This window comes from Streptomyces sp. NPDC054770 (genome assembly GCF_053611985.1).
Genome location: NZ_JBSHBL010000011.1, coordinates 43429 through 60399, shown reverse-complemented (window position 1 = coordinate 60399; position 16971 = coordinate 43429). Strand labels below are relative to the sequence as shown.

At 70.4% G+C, this 16971-nt stretch carries 13 protein-coding genes and 1 pseudogene; 7 read left to right on the top strand and 7 right to left on the bottom strand.

Going from position 1 to position 16971, the window contains the following annotated elements; genetic code table 11:
• Positions 1 to 61 precede the first annotated feature (61 nt).
• Entirely contained in the window at positions 62 to 442 is a 381-nt protein-coding gene (locus tag ACWGKQ_RS12835) for a tautomerase family protein (RefSeq protein WP_453291939.1), read from the top strand.
• 74 nt (positions 443 to 516) lie between these two features.
• Here the strand turns inward: ACWGKQ_RS12835 and ACWGKQ_RS12830 are convergent.
• The 3 genes and pseudogenes from ACWGKQ_RS12830 to ACWGKQ_RS12820 all read right to left on the bottom strand — a co-directional run.
• Positions 517 to 942: pseudogene (locus tag ACWGKQ_RS12830) on the bottom strand (carbohydrate binding domain-containing protein); the annotation flags it as partial.
• A 699-nt stretch (positions 943 to 1641) separates the two neighbouring features.
• Positions 1642 to 1998, bottom strand: a complete 357-nt coding sequence (locus tag ACWGKQ_RS12825) for a hypothetical protein (RefSeq protein ID WP_453291938.1) — start codon at positions 1996 to 1998, stop codon at positions 1642 to 1644.
• A gap of 109 nt (positions 1999 to 2107) precedes the next feature.
• Positions 2108 to 3118 (bottom strand): ArsR/SmtB family transcription factor, encoded by a 1011-nt coding sequence (locus ACWGKQ_RS12820; protein WP_453291937.1) that lies wholly within the window; start codon positions 3116 to 3118, stop codon positions 2108 to 2110.
• 281 nt (positions 3119 to 3399) lie between these two features.
• On the opposite strand from ACWGKQ_RS12820, the gene ACWGKQ_RS12815 reads away from it, so the two are divergent.
• The gene (locus ACWGKQ_RS12815) at positions 3400 to 3618 is read left to right on the top strand and encodes a hypothetical protein (protein WP_453291936.1); all 219 of its coding nucleotides are present in this window, start codon (positions 3400 to 3402) and stop codon (positions 3616 to 3618) included.
• A gap of 168 nt (positions 3619 to 3786) precedes the next feature.
• On the opposite strand, the gene ACWGKQ_RS12810 is transcribed toward ACWGKQ_RS12815, so the two are convergent.
• Both ACWGKQ_RS12810 and ACWGKQ_RS12805 read right to left on the bottom strand, forming a co-directional pair.
• On the bottom strand, positions 3787 to 5316 hold the full coding sequence (locus tag ACWGKQ_RS12810; protein ID WP_453291935.1) for a helix-turn-helix domain-containing protein: 1530 nt from the start codon (positions 5314 to 5316) through the stop codon (positions 3787 to 3789).
• Between the two features lie 790 nt (positions 5317 to 6106).
• The gene (locus ACWGKQ_RS12805) at positions 6107 to 6304 is read right to left on the bottom strand and encodes a DUF4236 domain-containing protein (protein WP_453291934.1); all 198 of its coding nucleotides are present in this window, start codon (positions 6302 to 6304) and stop codon (positions 6107 to 6109) included.
• Between the two features lie 291 nt (positions 6305 to 6595).
• On the opposite strand from ACWGKQ_RS12805, the gene acnA reads away from it, so the two are divergent.
• From acnA to ACWGKQ_RS12790, 3 genes are all read left to right on the top strand, one after another.
• Entirely contained in the window at positions 6596 to 9310 is a 2715-nt protein-coding gene (acnA, locus tag ACWGKQ_RS12800) for an aconitate hydratase AcnA (RefSeq protein WP_453291933.1), read from the top strand.
• 146 nt (positions 9311 to 9456) lie between these two features.
• Positions 9457 to 10182: a response regulator transcription factor gene (locus ACWGKQ_RS12795; protein ID WP_453291932.1), complete on the top strand. Its 726-nt coding sequence runs from the start codon at positions 9457 to 9459 to the stop codon at positions 10180 to 10182.
• Positions 10179 to 11690: a HAMP domain-containing sensor histidine kinase gene (locus ACWGKQ_RS12790; RefSeq protein WP_453291931.1), complete on the top strand. Its 1512-nt coding sequence runs from the start codon at positions 10179 to 10181 to the stop codon at positions 11688 to 11690. The genes ACWGKQ_RS12795 and ACWGKQ_RS12790 overlap by 4 nt, the downstream gene beginning before the upstream one ends.
• Positions 11691 to 11819: 129 nt before the next feature.
• Here the strand turns inward: ACWGKQ_RS12790 and ACWGKQ_RS12785 are convergent, their stop codons facing one another.
• Positions 11820 to 14087, bottom strand: a complete 2268-nt coding sequence (locus ACWGKQ_RS12785) for an NEW3 domain-containing protein (RefSeq protein ID WP_453291930.1) — start codon at positions 14085 to 14087, stop codon at positions 11820 to 11822.
• Positions 14088 to 14567: 480 nt separating this feature from the next.
• Between ACWGKQ_RS12785 and ACWGKQ_RS12780 the strand changes: the two genes are divergently transcribed.
• Entirely contained in the window at positions 14568 to 15242 is a 675-nt protein-coding gene (locus tag ACWGKQ_RS12780; RefSeq protein ID WP_453291929.1) for a hypothetical protein, read from the top strand.
• 61 nt (positions 15243 to 15303) lie between these two features.
• On the opposite strand, the gene ACWGKQ_RS12775 is transcribed toward ACWGKQ_RS12780, so the two are convergent.
• Positions 15304 to 15576, bottom strand: a complete 273-nt coding sequence (locus ACWGKQ_RS12775; RefSeq protein WP_453291928.1) for a hypothetical protein — start codon at positions 15574 to 15576, stop codon at positions 15304 to 15306.
• A gap of 184 nt (positions 15577 to 15760) precedes the next feature.
• Between ACWGKQ_RS12775 and ACWGKQ_RS12770 the strand changes: the two genes are divergently transcribed.
• Entirely contained in the window at positions 15761 to 16852 is a 1092-nt protein-coding gene (locus tag ACWGKQ_RS12770) for a lytic polysaccharide monooxygenase (protein WP_453291927.1), read from the top strand.
• Positions 16853 to 16971 lie beyond the last annotated feature (119 nt).

The window sequence follows — 16971 nt, the reverse complement described above, 5'->3', positions numbered from 1 at the left end:
CGACCTCTTCCAGATACCTTTAAACTCAAAGGCTTTGGATTCAAAGGGAACGAGGTCCACTATGCCGCACCTGACGGTCCACCTTCCAGAGAACAGGCTGACCGGCAAGGAACCCGCGCTCGTCGCCGCACTGACCGACGCGATCGTCGACGTCTACGGCGAATGGGCCCGTGACCTCGTCAGCGTCCGCCTGTCCGGAGTCCCCGCAGGCCGTTTCGCACAGGGCGGCAGGGCCGTGGATACCATCGCCTCGGTGGTCCTGGGCGTCCGCGCCGGCGTCTTCGACCGCCCCGACGCCGCCCAGATCACCGCACGCCTCGGCACCGCGCTCACCGACGCGATCACACGCGTGGTCGGCGATGACCTCCGCACCGGCACCATGGTCGAACTCGTGGCCTCACCACCGCAACGAACCTTCGTCGGCGGCGCCCTCGCCGTGTGAGCCCCCTCATCCGGGCCACCCGGACGTTCACAGATGACGTAGCGGCCGATCATGCTGCCCTACTGCTAGGTGTGACCGCCGCCGCTGGGTCCGTGCAGGGTGAGGTCGTCGGCGTAGTAGTCGCCCTGTGCGTACCAGCCGTGCACGTAGATCGTCGCGCGGGTCTGGGAGGTGCCGGTGGTGAAGGAGACGGTCAGTAGGCCGTATTGGGAAGGGGAGTTGGTCCAGGTGGATGCGCCGCCGTTCACGCCGAGGTAGACGTAGGAGCCGCGGACCCAGCCGCTGAGTGAGTACGTGGTGTTCGGCCGTACGGTGACGGTCTGGTCGCATTGCGCGGTGTCGCTTGAACTCACCTTTCCCTGAAGGGCTTTGGAGCCCCCATGGACAGGGGAGGAGACGATCGAGCCCGGGTTGCCGGCGCAGCTCCATGGTGAGAGGCCGCCCGACTCGAAGCCGGGGTTGGTCAGCAGGCCGGCCGCCTCGTCCGCGCCCGGGGCCGCCGACGTAGGGGTCGCTGACGTCGGGTCGGCCGGTGTCGGGGAAGCCGACGCGCTCGCCGAGGGAACGGTCGGGGCGGCCTCGGTGGGACCGGGGATCAGGAGAGAGCAGCCGAAGCCGACGACGGCCGCCGCGGCGATCGCGATCACCACGGCCGCCCGGCGCTGCCCGGGCCCCAGGCGCGGGCTGTCCACGGGACGCGACGGGCGGGTGCCGCCCTTGGGTGCGGGGAGCTCCTCCGTCCTGCCGCCGGGGACAGGCGGGAGTTCTTCCGTCTCGCCGTCGGCCGGGGCGTGCGGGACGCGTGCGGGTGCGGCTGTGTGGCCGCGGTAGTCCTCGTCCTGGCGTATGTCGTCGAGCAGTTGGGCCAGCGCGTCGGTGTTGCGCATGCGCAACACGCGGATGGGCTCCAGCGCGGTGCAGTCGTCCGGTGCGTCGGACGCGGGCGGTGTGGACACGGTGCTCTCCTTCCGTCCCGTGGCAGAGACCGGAACTGTGCCTGCGGAGTTCATACGCAACGCCCGCCCCGGAGGTTCAGCCGGCACCGCACCCGGGGAAACCACGCCCGACGCCCGTCAGGTCAGGAACAGCACGCACCCCGTGCCGCGCCGGCACGGTCCGCCCCCCGACGAAGTTGTGCTGCGCGCCCCGGACCGGCCGGCGGCCCCGCCCCGACTTCGGGCGGGGCCGCCGGCGTGGGGTCAGCAGGCTATGACGTACCAGACCGGCGTCCAGTCGACCGTGCGCGATTCGTACGCCTTCGACGTGAACAGGAGGTTGTGGTTCTTGCCGTAGAACTTCGCCACGGTGCCCGGCGTCTGGTTGTTGATGAGGGGCCCGGAGCCGATCAGGTTGGGCAGCTGGAACTCGAAGTTGCAGTCGTAGTACTGGAACCAGCTGCCGTTGGCGGCCTGCCCGCACACGTACTCGTACGGGCAGGTCAGCTGAGCCGTCGCCGGGCTGGACGACGCGGCGGAGGCCGAGGTGGCCCCGATCAGCGATCCGCCCACCAGGGCAGCCGTGGCGAGTAAGGTCGCGGCCGACTTGCGCAGTGACATGAGTTTCCCCCTTGAAGTGTTCGGTCGGTGGGCCACGGTCCGCGGCCCTTCACCAGGGTGGGCTGCGGGGCGCCGGGGAAGCCAGGTGTTTCAGTGAGCGCCGAAAACCTCAGGTCGGACCCTTGCCGCCGGGCAGGCGACCGCTGAGCAGGGCGGTGCCGAGCGGGGTGAGGCTGTGCAGGACCTGGTTGCCGGTGCGGTGGCTGCGCACCAGGTTGGCGGCGGCGAGCGCGTGCACGTGCTGGCTCGCCGAGGCCGGTGACACGCACAGCAGGCGGGCGAGTTCCCCCGTGGTGGCCGTGTCGCCCAGCGCGGTCAGGACGCGGGCACGGGTGTGGCCCAGCAGGGTGGGCAGGGCTTGCCGGCCGGCCTCGCCCGGGCCCGGAGCGCCGTGGTCGACGGGATAGACCAGGACGGGCTCCAGCTCCGGGTCGACCAACGAGATCGGGGTGGGCCAGCAGAAGTACGACGGAACGAGCCGCAGTCCGCGCCCGGCGAGGCGGAGGTCGCGGTCGACCGGATACTCGACGTACAGCACCGGGGGCTCCCAGCGGGCGAAGGGGCCCAGGGAGCCGAGCAGCCCGTGGACCCCGCTGTCCCGCAGTCTCCGGGCGCGCCGGACGCGGTCCGCCTCGGCCAGGGCGGTGGCTTCCGGCCAGTCCACAGCGGTGACCACCCCGTGCACCGCGCGGATGGCGTCGGTCAGATCGGCCATCCGGGTCCGGTCACCGGCCGCGAGGTCCCGCAGCCAGAGCGGCGTACGCCTGCCCTGGGCTCTGCTGTCCGCCAGCCGCCGCAGTTCGAACCGCAACCGTTCGCGCGGGGTACCCCGGACCGCGTCGAGCCCGATGTCGAGTCCGTCGGCCGCCGCGCCCGGGTTCAGAAAGTCCGGGAAGGCACCGGTACTGGGCACCAGCACCGCCAGCAGCCGTACTGCTCCCTCCAGTTGCCGTTGCCCGACCAGAGCGCGGGCCTGTCGCCGCCAGGGCCGGAAGACACGTGCGCCCCGCCCCGGACGGATCAGTTGCTGAAGGCCGAGCACGGTCTCCCACAAGGGATCGAGCTCCTTGGCCACCTGGACCTGAGCCAGGTCGTCAGCGGTGAAGTGAACGCGTAACACAACTCTGTCCCCCACAGATGCGATGTGCGCGGTCCTCGCGACATCAGACTGCCACCCGAGGCGCCCGGCGACGTCCGGGACACCGAGGGCGGGATGCATATCAGGACACGGCGGACAGGAGGCGTCGACTGAGGTGGGCGCCCGCCATGGGTGCCGTCGGTCTCCGACCTTCGTGAGCCGACCTTCTCGAACCTGGGAGCGGGGGTGGTCGGGACAGCGTTCCCGTCCCCTGGGCGACCAGGTGCGCGCAGATCGTCGCAGTGGGGCTCAGGGAACGGGGGTTGGCGCTGCTGGAAGGCCCCGCCCGCGACGCCGGCAGCATGGCCGAGGTGCGTACGGCCGCCCTCGCCCTCGCAGCCGTGGAAGCGCAGGGCACAGAGGACGGCGCGGGCCAAGTGGCTGCTCTCTGCCGTGACATCGCGGCCGGAGTCACCGCCCTGCAAGACCGTGCCGAGGGCCTCGCACCACCGGGCGAAGCCCTGATGCTGCTGCGACTCTGACAGATCCGCGCAGATCCGCGCAGCCGCCCGAACCGATGGCGAGCCTCTTCCGGCCCGACCGCAGTCCGCCGCCTTGTCCGGGCGACGCCCCCAGCGTCGTGCAAGCCGCCGCACCCTCCCCTGCCCCGCGTCACCGCAGGTCGGACGGAGTGCGGCGGCACCCGCGCATCAGATGTCGCGGAAGATCTCGATCTGCGCCCCGATGGTGTTGAGGCGTTCGGCGAGGTCCTCGTAACCGCGGTTGATGACGTACACGTTGCGCAGGACCGACGTGCCCTCGGCCGCCATCATCGCCAGCAGGACGACGACCGCGGGGCGCAGGGCCGGCGGGCACATCATCTCGGCGGCGCGCCAGCGGGTCGGGCCCTCGACCAGGACCCGGTGCGGGTCGAGGAGCTGGAGGCGGCCGCCGAGGCGGTTGAGGTCGGTGAGGTAGATCGCGCGGTTGTCGTAGACCCAGTCGTGGATGAGGGTCTTGCCCTGGGCGACCGCCGCGATGGCGGCGAAGAACGGGACGTTGTCGATGTTCAGGCCGGGGAAGGGCATGGGGTGGATCTTGTCGATCGGCGCCTCCAGCTTGGAGGGGCGGACCGTGAGGTCGATCAGGCGGGTGCGGCCGTTGTCCGCGGAGTACTCGGGGCTGCGGTCGTGGTCGAGGCCCATCTCCTCCAGGACCGCGAGCTCGATCTCCAGGAACTCGATGGGGACGCGGCGGACCGTCAGTTCCGACTCGGTGACGACGGCCGCGGCCAGCAGGCTCATCGCCTCGACCGGGTCCTCGGAGGGGGAGTAGTCCACGTCGACGTCGATGGTGGGGACGCCGTGCACGGTCAGAGTGGTGGTGCCGATGCCCTCGACCTTGACGCCGAGCGCCTCCAGGAAGAAGCAGAGGTCCTGGACCATGTAGTTGGAGGAGGCGTTGCGGATGACCGTCACGCCGTCGTGGCGGGCCGCGGCCAGCAGGGCGTTCTCGGTCACCGTGTCGCCGCGCTCGGTCAGGACGATCGGACGGTCCGGGCGGATCGAACGGTCGACCTGCGCGTGGTACTGCCCCTCGGTCGCCGCGATGTCCAGACCGAACCGGCGCAGCGCGATCATGTGCGGCTCGATGGTCCGCGTGCCCAGGTCGCAGCCGCCGGCGTACGGCAGCTTGAAGTGGTCCATGCGGTGCAGCAGCGGGCCGAAGAACATGATGATCGAGCGGGTGCGTACGGCGGCCTCGGCGTCGATCGACGCCATGTCGAGGTCGGCGGGCGGCACCAGCTCCAGGTCGACCCCGTCGTTGATCCAGCGGGTGCGCACGCCGATGGAGTTGAGCACCTCCAGCAGGCGGTACACCTCCTCGATGCGGGCCACCCGGCGCAGCACCGTGCGCCCCTTGTTGAGCAGTGAGGCGCACAGCAGGGCCACACACGCGTTCTTGCTGGTCTTCACGTCGATCGCGCCGGACAGCCGGCGGCCGCCGACCACCCGCAGATGCATCGGGCCCGCGTAGCCCAGTGAGACGATCTCGCTGTCCAGGGCCTCACCGATTCGAGCGATCATCTCAAGGCTGATGTTTTGGTTGCCGCGCTCGATGCGGTTGACAGCGCTCTGACTGGTGCCGAGCGCCTCCGCGAGCTGTGTCTGTGTCCAGCCACGGTGCTGCCGGGCGTCACGGATGAGCTTGCCGATGCGTACGAGGTAGTCGTCTGCCATGGGGCCGAGGTTATCTCAGATATGAGATGGCGCCCGTTGGGGGGTCCGTTCGGGTGATGACCTGTCAACGAGCCTCGCTGTTCGGCCCGTCGACCATCGTTCCGATGCGCGCGAGGGTGGGGTGCGGCCGGGGATTGCCGGCGACGCCTCTCGAACAGAAATCGGCGGCAACCCCGGCCGCAGCGAACCGGAAATCCGATTCCGTTGCAGATGAGGGACGCCAGGGGAATTTCCCGGACCTCCGACTTGAACGCCGTTGGAATTCCTGACCAAGCGTTGAGAGCCGTCTCGAGGTGCCTTCTCAAGGGCCGGCTGGGCGACTTCTCCCGGCCCGCGAGGAAGTGCGCATGACCGGCCACGGAGCGGATCTCGCCATCCGCCTTCCGGAACGACTCCAGCTCTCCGGTCATACCCGTCCCGAAATTCTCCAGGGGCACCGCGAATGGATTCCGTACTCGTCGCCGGACGCCGTGAATTGACGGGCGCCCGCGCGGGCCGGTTCAGGGCCGCCGCCGAAATGGCGGAGGGGATGCGGAAATCCTGTCCGCTGTCGGTGGGTGCGGTCACCGAGGTCGCCATCGGCATCGGCGTGCTGTCCGCCGACCGGGTGGGCCGGAGCCTGAACCGCATGCTCGACGAGGGCAGTGAGGGTGCCGCGGGCGAGAGGCCCGACTTGACACGCTCTGGCATGGTTTCCGACACGCCGGCGATCCGCCTTGTGGGTTCCCTGCGCCCGCGTCCGGAGCCGGACGGCGGCGCTCGGGCCGGGCGTTCCTGGACCCCGCGACCGTCACCGGCGCCGGGCCCTGGTGGTGCGGCGCCACCCGAAGGGGCCCGGCAGATCCATCGAGGTAGTACGGCGTCCGGTGCTGCTTCGCGTGTGGTGCGGCCCGTGCCGGCCGCCGGTGGTGATGGACCAGGAGTGCCGGTTGATGTTCAGGCGTACGCCCGGCAGGATCCGGAAACTCTTGCGGAACGTGAGGGCCATGGGGGCTCCTTCCACATCGCTGTGAGGCTTGCCGCTCCACCGTCGGCTACCCCGGCACGGCGCTCTCAGGCCACCCGGAGACCCCCTTCCCGGCGCGACGCAGCGGGTCCGGGCATGACCAACCCGCGCCCGTGTACTAGAGTTATCTCGACATCGAGATATCTGCCTAGGCGCACCGTAGCCGCCACCCCGGTAAGGCATGCCTAACTTAGCCTGACCTTACTGGATCGGCCAAGTCGGCGTGGCGGCACGATTGACGGTGGTACGCGCACATCAATGAAGGAGACTGTCGTGTCGGCGAACAGCTTCGACGCCCGCAGCACGTTGCAGGTGGGCGACGAGTCGTACGAGATCTTCCGGCTGGACAAGGTGGAAGGCTCGGCTCGCCTTCCGTACAGCCTGAAGGTGCTGCTGGAGAACCTGCTTCGCACGGAGGACGGCGCGAACATCACCGCCGACCACATCCGCGCCCTCGGCGGGTGGGACTCGCAGGCCCAGCCCAGCCAGGAGATCCAGTTCACGCCGGCCCGCGTGATCATGCAGGACTTCACCGGCGTGCCCTGTGTCGTGGACCTCGCCACCATGCGCGAGGCCGTCAAGGAGCTCGGCGGCGACCCGGCGAAGATCAACCCGCTGGCCCCGGCCGAGCTGGTCATCGACCACTCCGTCATCGCCGACAAGTTCGGCACCAACGACGCCTTCAAGCAGAACGTCGAGCTGGAGTACGGCCGCAACAAGGAGCGCTACCAGTTCCTGCGCTGGGGCCAGACCGCGTTCGACGAGTTCAAGGTCGTCCCCCCGGGCACCGGCATCGTCCACCAGGTGAACATCGAGCACCTGGCCCGCACGGTCATGGTGCGGGGCGGCCAGGCCTACCCCGACACCCTGGTCGGCACCGACTCGCACACCACCATGGTCAACGGTCTCGGCGTCCTCGGCTGGGGCGTCGGCGGCATCGAGGCCGAGGCCGCCATGCTCGGCCAGCCGGTCTCGATGCTCATCCCGCGCGTCGTCGGCTTCAAGCTGACCGGTGAGCTCACCCCCGGCACCACCGCCACCGACCTCGTGCTGACCATCACCGAGATGCTGCGCAAGCACGGTGTCGTCGGCAAGTTCGTCGAGTTCTACGGCGAGGGTGTGGCCGCCACCTCCCTGGCCAACCGCGCCACCATCGGCAACATGTCGCCGGAGTTCGGCTCCACCGCCGCGATCTTCCCGATCGACGGCGAGACCCTGAACTACCTCAAGCTCACCGGCCGCTCCGAGCAGCAGGTCGCGCTCGTCGAGGCGTACGCCAAGGAGCAGGGCCTCTGGCTCGACCCGGCCGCCGAGCCCGACTTCTCCGAGAAGCTGGAGCTCGACCTCTCCACGGTCGTCCCCTCCATCGCCGGCCCGAAGCGCCCGCAGGACCGTATCGTCCTCGCGAACGCCGCCGAGCAGTTCAAGAGCGACGTGCGCAACTACGTCGCCGACGACGACGAGGCGGGCAAGGAGTCCTTCCCGGCCTCCGACTCCCCGGCGACCGCCAACGGCGTCCCGACCAACCCGGTCACGGTCACGGCCCCCGACGGCTCGACCTACGAGATCGACCACGGTGCGGTGACGGTCGCGGCCATCACCTCCTGCACCAACACCTCGAACCCGTACGTCATGGTCGCCGCCGCGCTCGTCGCGAAGAAGGCCGTGGAGAAGGGCCTGACCCGCAAGCCGTGGGTCAAGACCACGCTCGCCCCGGGCTCCAAGGTCGTCACCGACTACTTCGACAAGGCGGGGCTGACCCCCTACCTCGACAAGGTCGGCTTCAACCTGGTCGGCTACGGCTGCACCACGTGCATCGGCAACTCCGGCCCGCTGCCGGACGAGGTCTCCAAGGCCGTCAACGACCACGACCTCGCGGTCACCTCGGTCCTCTCCGGCAACCGGAACTTCGAGGGCCGTATCAACCCCGACGTCAAGATGAACTACCTGGCCTCCCCGCCGCTGGTCGTCGCCTACGCCATCGCGGGCTCCATGAAGGTGGACATCACCCGCGACGCGCTCGGCACCGACCAGGACGGCAAGCCGGTCTTCCTGTCCGACATCTGGCCGACCGAGGCCGAGGTCAACCACGTCGTCGCGAACGCCATCGGCGAGGACATGTTCAACAAGTCCTACCAGGACGTCTTCGCGGGCGACGCCCAGTGGCAGGCGCTGCCGATCCCCGAGGGCGACACCTTCGAGTGGGACCCGCAGTCGACGTACGTCCGCAAGCCCCCCTACTTCGAGGGCATGACGATGGAGACCACCCCGGTCTCGGACATCGCCGGCGCCCGCGTCCTCGCCAAGCTGGGCGACTCGGTCACCACCGACCACATCTCCCCGGCCGGTGCGATCAAGGCCGACACCCCCGGAGGCAAGTACCTCACGGAGCACGGCGTCGAGCGCCGTGACTTCAACAGCTACGGCTCGCGCCGCGGCAACCACGAGGTCATGATCCGCGGTACGTTCGCCAACATCCGCCTGCGCAACCAGATCGCGCCGGGCACCGAGGGCGGCTACACCCGCGACTTCACGCAGGACGGCGCCCCCGTCTCCTTCATCTACGACGCCTCGCGCAACTACATCGAGCAGGGCATCCCGCTGGTCATCCTGGCCGGCAAGGAGTACGGCTCCGGCTCGTCCCGCGACTGGGCCGCCAAGGGCACCGCGCTGCTCGGCGTCAAGGCCGTCGTCGCCGAGTCGTACGAGCGCATCCACCGCTCGAACCTGATCGGCATGGGCGTGCTGCCGCTCCAGTTCCCGGAGGGCGCCACCGCCGAGTCCCTCGGCCTGACCGGCGAGGAGACCTTCTCCTTCACCGGTGTCGAGGAGCTCAACAACGGCACCACCCCGCGCACGGTCAAGGTCACCACCGACACCGGCGTCGAGTTCGACGCGGTCGTCCGGATCGACACCCCCGGCGAGGCCGACTACTACCGCAACGGCGGCATCATGCAGTACGTGCTGCGCAACCTGATCCGCAAGTAAGCGGCACGGGCCGGTAAGGGCCGCGTCCCCGGTCACCGGGGACGCGGCCCTTCGCGTTCCCGGCCGGCCCCGTTGTCCGCACGTGACATCGCCCAGGCTCAGTCGGAACACAGGGTTCCCTCAGCGAACCGGCACAGACTTGCGACATGTCTGCCACCGCAGGGTCCCGAACCGGCCGCGTCCGCGTCCTGATCGTCGACGACGAGCCCGGCCTCACCGAGCTGCTCTCCGCCGCCGTCGCGGACGCGGGCTGGCGGCCCTACCCCGCGCTCGACGGGCAGACGGCCCTGCGGCTGGCCCGCGGCTGCGCCCCGCACGCGGTGGTGCTCGACGGCATGCTGCCCGACCTCGACGGCCTCCAGGTACTGCGCAGACTCCGCTACGAGATGCCGAGGCTGCCCGTCCTGATGCTCACCGCCCGCGACGCCATCGAACACCGTATCGACGGCCTGGAGGCCGGGGCCGACGACTACGTCACCAAGCCCTTCTCCCTGGAGGAGGTCGTGCTGCGGCTGCGCGGACTCCTGCGCCGGGCCGGCACCGAACGGCCGCCCCCCGACGACTCGGTACGCGTCCTCGGCGACCTCGTACTGACCGGCGAGTCCCGCGAGGTGCAGCGGGCCGGCGCCCCGATCAGACTCACCGCCAAGGAGTTCGACCTGCTCAGCCTGCTCCTGGACCATCCCCGCCAGGTGCTCAGCAAGGCCCAGATCCTCGACCACGTCTGGAGTACCTCCTTCGACGGCGGCGGCAACCTCGTCGAGGTCTACATCTCCAGCCTCCGCCGCAAGATCGACCGGGGCCGGGCGCCGATGATCCACACCGTCCGCGGGATGGGCTACGTCGTACGACCCGTGGAGGACGGCAGATGACCCCCAGGCTGCGGAGCCGGTCGCTGCGCACGCGGCTGCTCGTCTTCATCACCGCCGTCCTCGTCTGCGTGTGCGCCGCGATGGCCCTGACCACCGTCTTCGCCCAACGCGCCTATCTGCTGGGCAACCTGGACGACCGGGTGAGCGACGCCGCCGAGCGCGGTGTGGGCGGTGCCGCCCTGCACCCGGGGCTCACCCATGACCTGACCTTCCTCAACGAGACCGGCCAGCCGGCCGGCCTGCTCGCCGCCCGCCTCGACGCCAAGGGGAACATCATCAGCGCGGCCGTCGTCGGCCACGACGCGCCCCCGCGCTCCCTCACCACCGCCCAGACCGCCGCCCTCAAGGGCATCGGACCGGACGGCTCGACCCACACCCGCGCGGTCCCCGGCCTGGGTACCTACCGCGTCACCGCCATCGACGCCAGCGGCATCCGGGTCCTCGCCGGGCTCCCCATGGACGACGTGCTGGACACCATCAGCGGCCTGGTCGAGATCGAGGCCGGCGCGGCGGCGGTCGGCCTCACCGCCGCGGGCTGCGTCTGCGCGGTGGTGATACGGCGCCAGCTGCGCCCCCTCGGCCGGGTCGCTGCCACCGCCGTCGAGGTCTCCCACGCGCCCCTCGGCCGCGGCCAGGTGACCGGCCTGACCCGGGTGCCCGAACGGGACACCGACCCCGGCAGCGAGGCCGGCCAGGTCGGCGCCGCCCTCAACCGCATGATCGACCATGTCGAGGCGTCCCTGGCGGAACGCCAGCGCAGCGAGGAACAGGTGCGCCGGAGCGAGGAGCGCATGCGGCGCTTCCTGGCCGACGCCAGCCACGAACTGCGCACCCCGCTCGCCTCGATCGCCGGGTACGCCGAGCTGATGAACCGCGGCACGGACCGTATCGAGCCCGGCCTGGCCTGGCGCCGGGTCAACGCCGAGTCGGCCCGGATGCGCAGCCTGGTGGAGGACCTGCTGCTGCTTGCCCGCCTCGACGAGGGCCGCCCGTTGCAGTCCGCCGAGGTGGACATGGCCGCACTGGTCGCGGAGGCGGTGTGGGACGCGCGGGCGGCCGGTGCCGGGCACGTCTGGCAGCTCGAACTCGACCTCGACGGACCGGCGCTGGTGCTCGGCGACGAGGCCCGCCTGCACCAGGTGGTGGCCAACCTGCTGGCCAACGCGCGGGTGCACACCCCCGCCGGCACCACCGTGACCGCCACGGCCGAGGCCACCGCCGGCACCTGTGTGATCCGGGTCCGTGACAACGGCCCCGGCATCCCGCCCGGCCTGCTCCCGACCGTCTTCGAACGCTTCACCCGGGCCGACACCTCCCGCACCCGCGCCGGCGTCCTGGAGGGCGGCTCGGGCCTGGGCCTCGCGATCGCCTCGGCCATCACGGCGGCCCACGGCGGCCGTATCGACGTGACCAGCGTGCCCGGCCGCACGGAGTTCACGCTGGAGCTGCCGGTGGCCGAACTCCCGCCCACCGAAACGGCGATGCGCGCCCGCACGGCATCGGTCTGAAAGAGCACCGAGCGCCGTCCGGACGGCATCGCCGAAGGTCCCGCCGGGATCGCCGGGATCGCCGGGATCACCGGGGAAGAGGTCACCGGGGACCGGGGAGGGGGTCGCCGGTGACCGGGGAAGGGACCGCTAGGGAGTGGTCGTGAACGAGTCGAAGTCGGCCTCGCCGGTGGTGCCCGAGGCGTGCGAGGTCTGGGTCAGACCGACGTCCTGGGTGGCCGCGGCGGTCGGGACGTCGACGGTGCCGACGAGGTTCCAGGTGGTGCCGTCGGTGGAGTAGTAGCCGCTGTACGTGGTGCCGTCGCGGACCAGCTTCAGCCACGAGGGGTAGGTGGCGGAGCCGGTGGAGTCCTGGGAGTCCAGCGTCCCGTTGCCGTCGCTGTCCCAGTCGAGGAGGTAGCCGTTGGCGGGGGTCGCGACCAGGGCCAGGTAGCCGGGGGAGGTGTTGGGCTGGGTGATGTCGTTGCGGACCATGATCCCGGCCTTCGCCCAGACGTCCGTGTCCGACTGGGAGTCGAGCTTCACGGTGGTCACGGAACCGTCGTGCTCGGCCCCGGGCAGATAGATCGTGCCGTACTCGTTGGTGCCGTTGTAGAGGTCGGCGCCCTGGGCCTGGATCCCGAGCCGGCTGCCGGACTCGCTGAAGCTCGCCGTGGTGGAGGCGAACGTCCGGTACGGGGCCGTCACCTGGTGGTTGACGGTGATGGTGTCACCGGCGGTGAGCTTGGTCCTCCCGCCCGACCGGAAGCGGTAGCCCGCCGTCCCCTGGAAGTCGCTGGAGGCGAAGAGCTTCGCCGAGGGCGGGATGGCGACGGAGTAGACGGCCTTCAGCGCGTGGCCGCCCCGGATCGTCCGGGCCGACGTCGGTGAATGCGTGGTGATCTTCGTGCCGGCCGGCCCGGTGAGGGTCAGCGCGGCGTCGGTGACCGGCCGCGACCCGTTGTCGGACAGGACCGCGGTCACGGTACGCGTGGTGCTGTCGCTCGACGCGGGCGCCCAGTTCAGCGCCAGCGAGACGTCCGGAGCCGCGCCGGCCACCGCGTGGCGGCTGGGGTGCACCCGGTACAGGGCCACGCCGTGCGGCGGGACGTTCGCGGCGATCCGGCCCGCGGACTCGGTCAGCTTCTGGGTCCACAGGTCCCGCAGGGCGTAGTCGCGCGACTTGGACAGGCCCAGCGCCGCCGCGGTCGTGGCGACCTCCCGGGGCGCCGAACCCGTGTTGAACAGGCCGACGACCACGTCCCCGTCGCGCTCGGTCTTGGCGAACACCTGGGAGTTCGGGTCCGAGGAGATCCGCTTGGCGTCGACGCCGTCCTGGTCGACGGCGAGGACGTCGGTGTTCTTCAGCAGGGCGAGGTCGGCCGGGTCGAGATGGGTGAGGTCGGTGCCGAGGATGAGCGGGGAGGCGGCCAGCGACCACAGGCTCATCTGGGTCCGGCGCTCGTCGGGCGTCAGACCGTTGTTCGCGCCGTTGCCGATCTCCAGGGAGTCGTAGTCGTTGTAGCCGCCGGGACCGCCGTACGGCGCCCACGCGGCGACCTGGTCGAACCGCGAGGCGACCGAGGCCCAGGTGGTCAGCGGGTAGCTGCTGCCGTCCGGGCCGCAGTAGCACTCGATGTCGCCGCCGGTGCGCCAGCCGTTGGAGAGCTTGGACCAGGCGGCCGCGTTGTTGATGTCGAGGTTGTTGGACAGCTCCAGGTGGATGGGCCGCCCGGTGTGCCGCAGCGCGTCCGACCAGGCCTGGACGTCCTGCTGGTCGGGGGTGCCGACGCCGTCGATCTTCAGATAGTCGATGCCCCAGCCGGCGAACTGACCGGCCCAGGAGTCGATGAACGCCTGCGCGCCGGGCTTGGTGTAGTCGATGCCCACCATGCCGCCGCAGTTGTAGTTGTTCTCCGTCGTCGTGGTGGCGATGTCCCGGGCGTGGTACGAGGTTCCCTCGATCGCGGTGTTCTTGGCGACCGCCTGCTGGGAGATGCCCGGAGTGACGTAGAGCCCGAACTTCAGGCCGAGGGAGTGGACATAGTCGGCCACGACCTGGATGCCGTTCTCGCTGCCGCGGGGCGGGAACTTGGCGGGGTCGGTGACCCAACGGCCGTACTGGTCGACATCCGGCCCCTGGCTGCCCGGGCACTGGTACCAGAAGTCGTCGACATTGGCGTAGACGAAACCGTTCTTCGCCAGGCCGCTGGTCTTGAGCGCCTTCGCCTGCGCCTCGATGGTCTGCGCGGTCGGGTTGCGCCGGACGAAGCTCCAACTGCTCCACCCGAGTACGGGCTTGAGTCCGACACCGTTGTCATCGGCTCGCGCGGGCTGCCCGCCGGTCGCGCTGATTCCCATCGTGAGCAGCAGTGCTCCGGTGAACGCGGCCACTACGCCACGTATCTGTCTTCTCATGAGTTCTTCTCCATCGCAGCGCCCTGACAGCGCGACGGTCGGTTTCGGAGGGTCGAGATTCGGCCGGGGCTGGTGACTCGGTCCGTAAGGACTCAGAAAACGTCAAGAACGAACCTCATGGACGGGCTCAAGTGAACATGACCGAACTCCAGTCACCACATAGCGCGCTTGGCCAAAAATGAGTCAAGACTGTGGGCCCGCTGTGGTGCGCCGCCGCGCAATTCCCGAATGGGGCCGGCGCGATGGAGTTCCCATCATGGTGGCGAGGCGGGATCGGCGCGGTATCCCGCAGTGCGATGCCGGCACCGATAGCGGTCACGATGAGACCTCGACTGTCGGCCAGGGGCCGGCCACCTTCGGTTTCCACAGACCGTCCGCACGTCGGCAAAGGAACGAATGACGACAGGCGCCGCGTACGTCCATTGAACCCGGACATCTCCGAGATGTTCCGCCTGGTCCGCGGCACCGGGCATCCTCGACGTGCTCGACATCCTGCACCGTGACCGCTTCGCCCTGCGCATCCACGACGGCGCGTTCTCCGCCATGGACCTCACCGCCCGCCACCCGCGCACCGGCGAGCTGCTGTCCACCGTGAAGTTCATGGTGCAGACCCTCGCCGCCGCCGGCGAACTCCAGCGCGACCTCCAACGGGATCTGACCTACGACGGACTGCGCGCCGCCGAGGCCAAGGGCAACAAGGTCGGGCGCCGCCCCGCCGTCCCGGCCGCGAAGACCGAGAGCGTCCGTACCGCATGCCTGGAAGGCCGGTCCCTCGCGGCCCTCGCCCGCGAGCACAGTGTCAGCCGCGGCGCCATCCGTACCGCCGTCGTGGACCTCCTGCCCGAGTGCACGGCCGTTGCCCCGGGCGCCCAGGCCCCGGACCTGCCGGTCGTCCTCGACATGCCGGGCAAGGTCGCCGGCTTCCTCCGCGCCGCCGAGCTGGAGCCCGTCGAGCGCGTCACGCTCGACCAGGGCGTGACCGTACGGCACGGCCAGGGCTGCACCCTTCGCGTCACTGCCGTGCCCGCGGTCCACCGCCAACTCCTCGACGGCGGCCGGCCCCTCGACGGCACCACGGCGGTCCCGGCCCAGCGCAAGGCCCGCCGCGAGTACGAGAACCGCGTCAACGCGCTCCCGGTTGCCGGTCTGCGTTGAACGGACCGAGCACCACACCCACCAAGATCAAGTACTGGCGGCTTTCGGGCTTACCTCGGCGCTACCCCGTGAAGGTGCCGCCGGGCCGGGCATGCCGTTCCGCGAACGCGGCGAAGGTGTTGCCGTCGGCCTCCGGCGGTGCGAACAACAGACCGTAGAGGTCGCTGAGTCGCCGATCGACCCGGGCGAGCCGCTCCTGTCGCTGGGCCGGCCGCGGGCCGTTGAGGTGGGTGGCGACGTACCCGAAGAACGCCAGGGCCACCGTGACGGCCGCTGCGATCACGGCGGGGTCGTGCGAGGTGCGGCTTTCGAACGGGTCGGCCGCGGGCTCCACTTCGCCGGCCGTCCGCCGTTTACAGCCGCCCCTGTTCGCGCTAGCTTCACAGGGGAGTGGGGTGGGAGCGCTCCCATGTGCTTCGGCGGACCGGAACCCGTCGGCGTGCCGGGCCCGCTTCCACCCCGCGTTCGTCTCCGTGACCCGCGCACGACCGTTCACCCCACACAGAGGTAGATCTGTCATGTCTACGACAAGCGCGCAACGCCCGTCCCGCCTGCCCCGATTACCCCTCCCCACTCGGGGCCGGGCCCTCTTCCTCGCCCTCCTCGCCCTTCTCACCACCGTCCCGGCCCTCGCCCTGATCCTGGCCGCCGGCGCCCCGGCCCAGGCGCACGGCACCCCCATGAAACCCGGCAGCCGCACCTTCCTGTGCTGGCAGGACGCGCTCACCGACACCGGGGAGATCAAGCCCGTCAATCCGGCCTGCAAGGCGGCCCAGCAGGTCAGCGGGACCACGCCGTTCTACAACTGGTTCTCGGTGCTGCGCTCGGACGGCGCCGGCCGCACCCGCGGCTTCGTGCCGGACGGCTCGCTGTGCAGCGGCGGCAACCCCAACTTCACCGGCTTCGACCTGCCCCGCGACGACTGGCCGGTCACGCATCTGACCTCCGGCGCCACCGTCGACTTCTCCTACAACGCCTGGGCGGCGCACCCGGGTTGGTTCTACGTCTACATCACCAAGGACGGCTACGACCCGACCCGGCCGCTCACCTGGGACGACATCGAGGACCAGCCGTTCCTGACCGTCGACCACCCGCCGCTCAACGGCACCCCGGGCACGGTCGAGGCCAACTACTCCTGGACCGGACAGCTTCCGGCGAACAAGACCGGGCGGCACATCATCTACATGGTGTGGCAGCGCTCGGACAGCACGGAGACCTTCTACTCCTGCTCGGACGTCGTCTTCGACGGCGGCAACGGCGAGGTCACCGGCATCCACGACCCGGGCGACCCCACCCAGCCCCCGCCCGGCACCTGCACCGCCACCCGGACCACGACCAACAGCTGGCCCGGCGGCTACCAGTCCGAGGTCACCGTCACCAACAGCGGCGATGTGCCGATGCTCGGCTGGATGGTCGACTGGACGCTCCCCGGCGGCCAGTCGGTGGCCAGCCTGTGGAACGGCAACGCCACCTACAGCGGACAGGACGTGATGGTCCACAACGCCGACTGGAACGGCTCGCTCAGTCCCGGGCAGAGGACGACGTTCGGCTACGTAGTCCAGGGCGACGGCGGGGACAGTGCAACCGGCCTGCCGTGTCAGGTCGGCTGACGTACGCGATCCGCTCTGGGCGGACCCGGTGCCGGTGCGCACCGGGTCCGCGAGCCGGGCAGGCGAGGGGGGTGGGTGGGCCTGTCCGGATGGGAGTTGCTCGAAATGCCTCTGGTGCG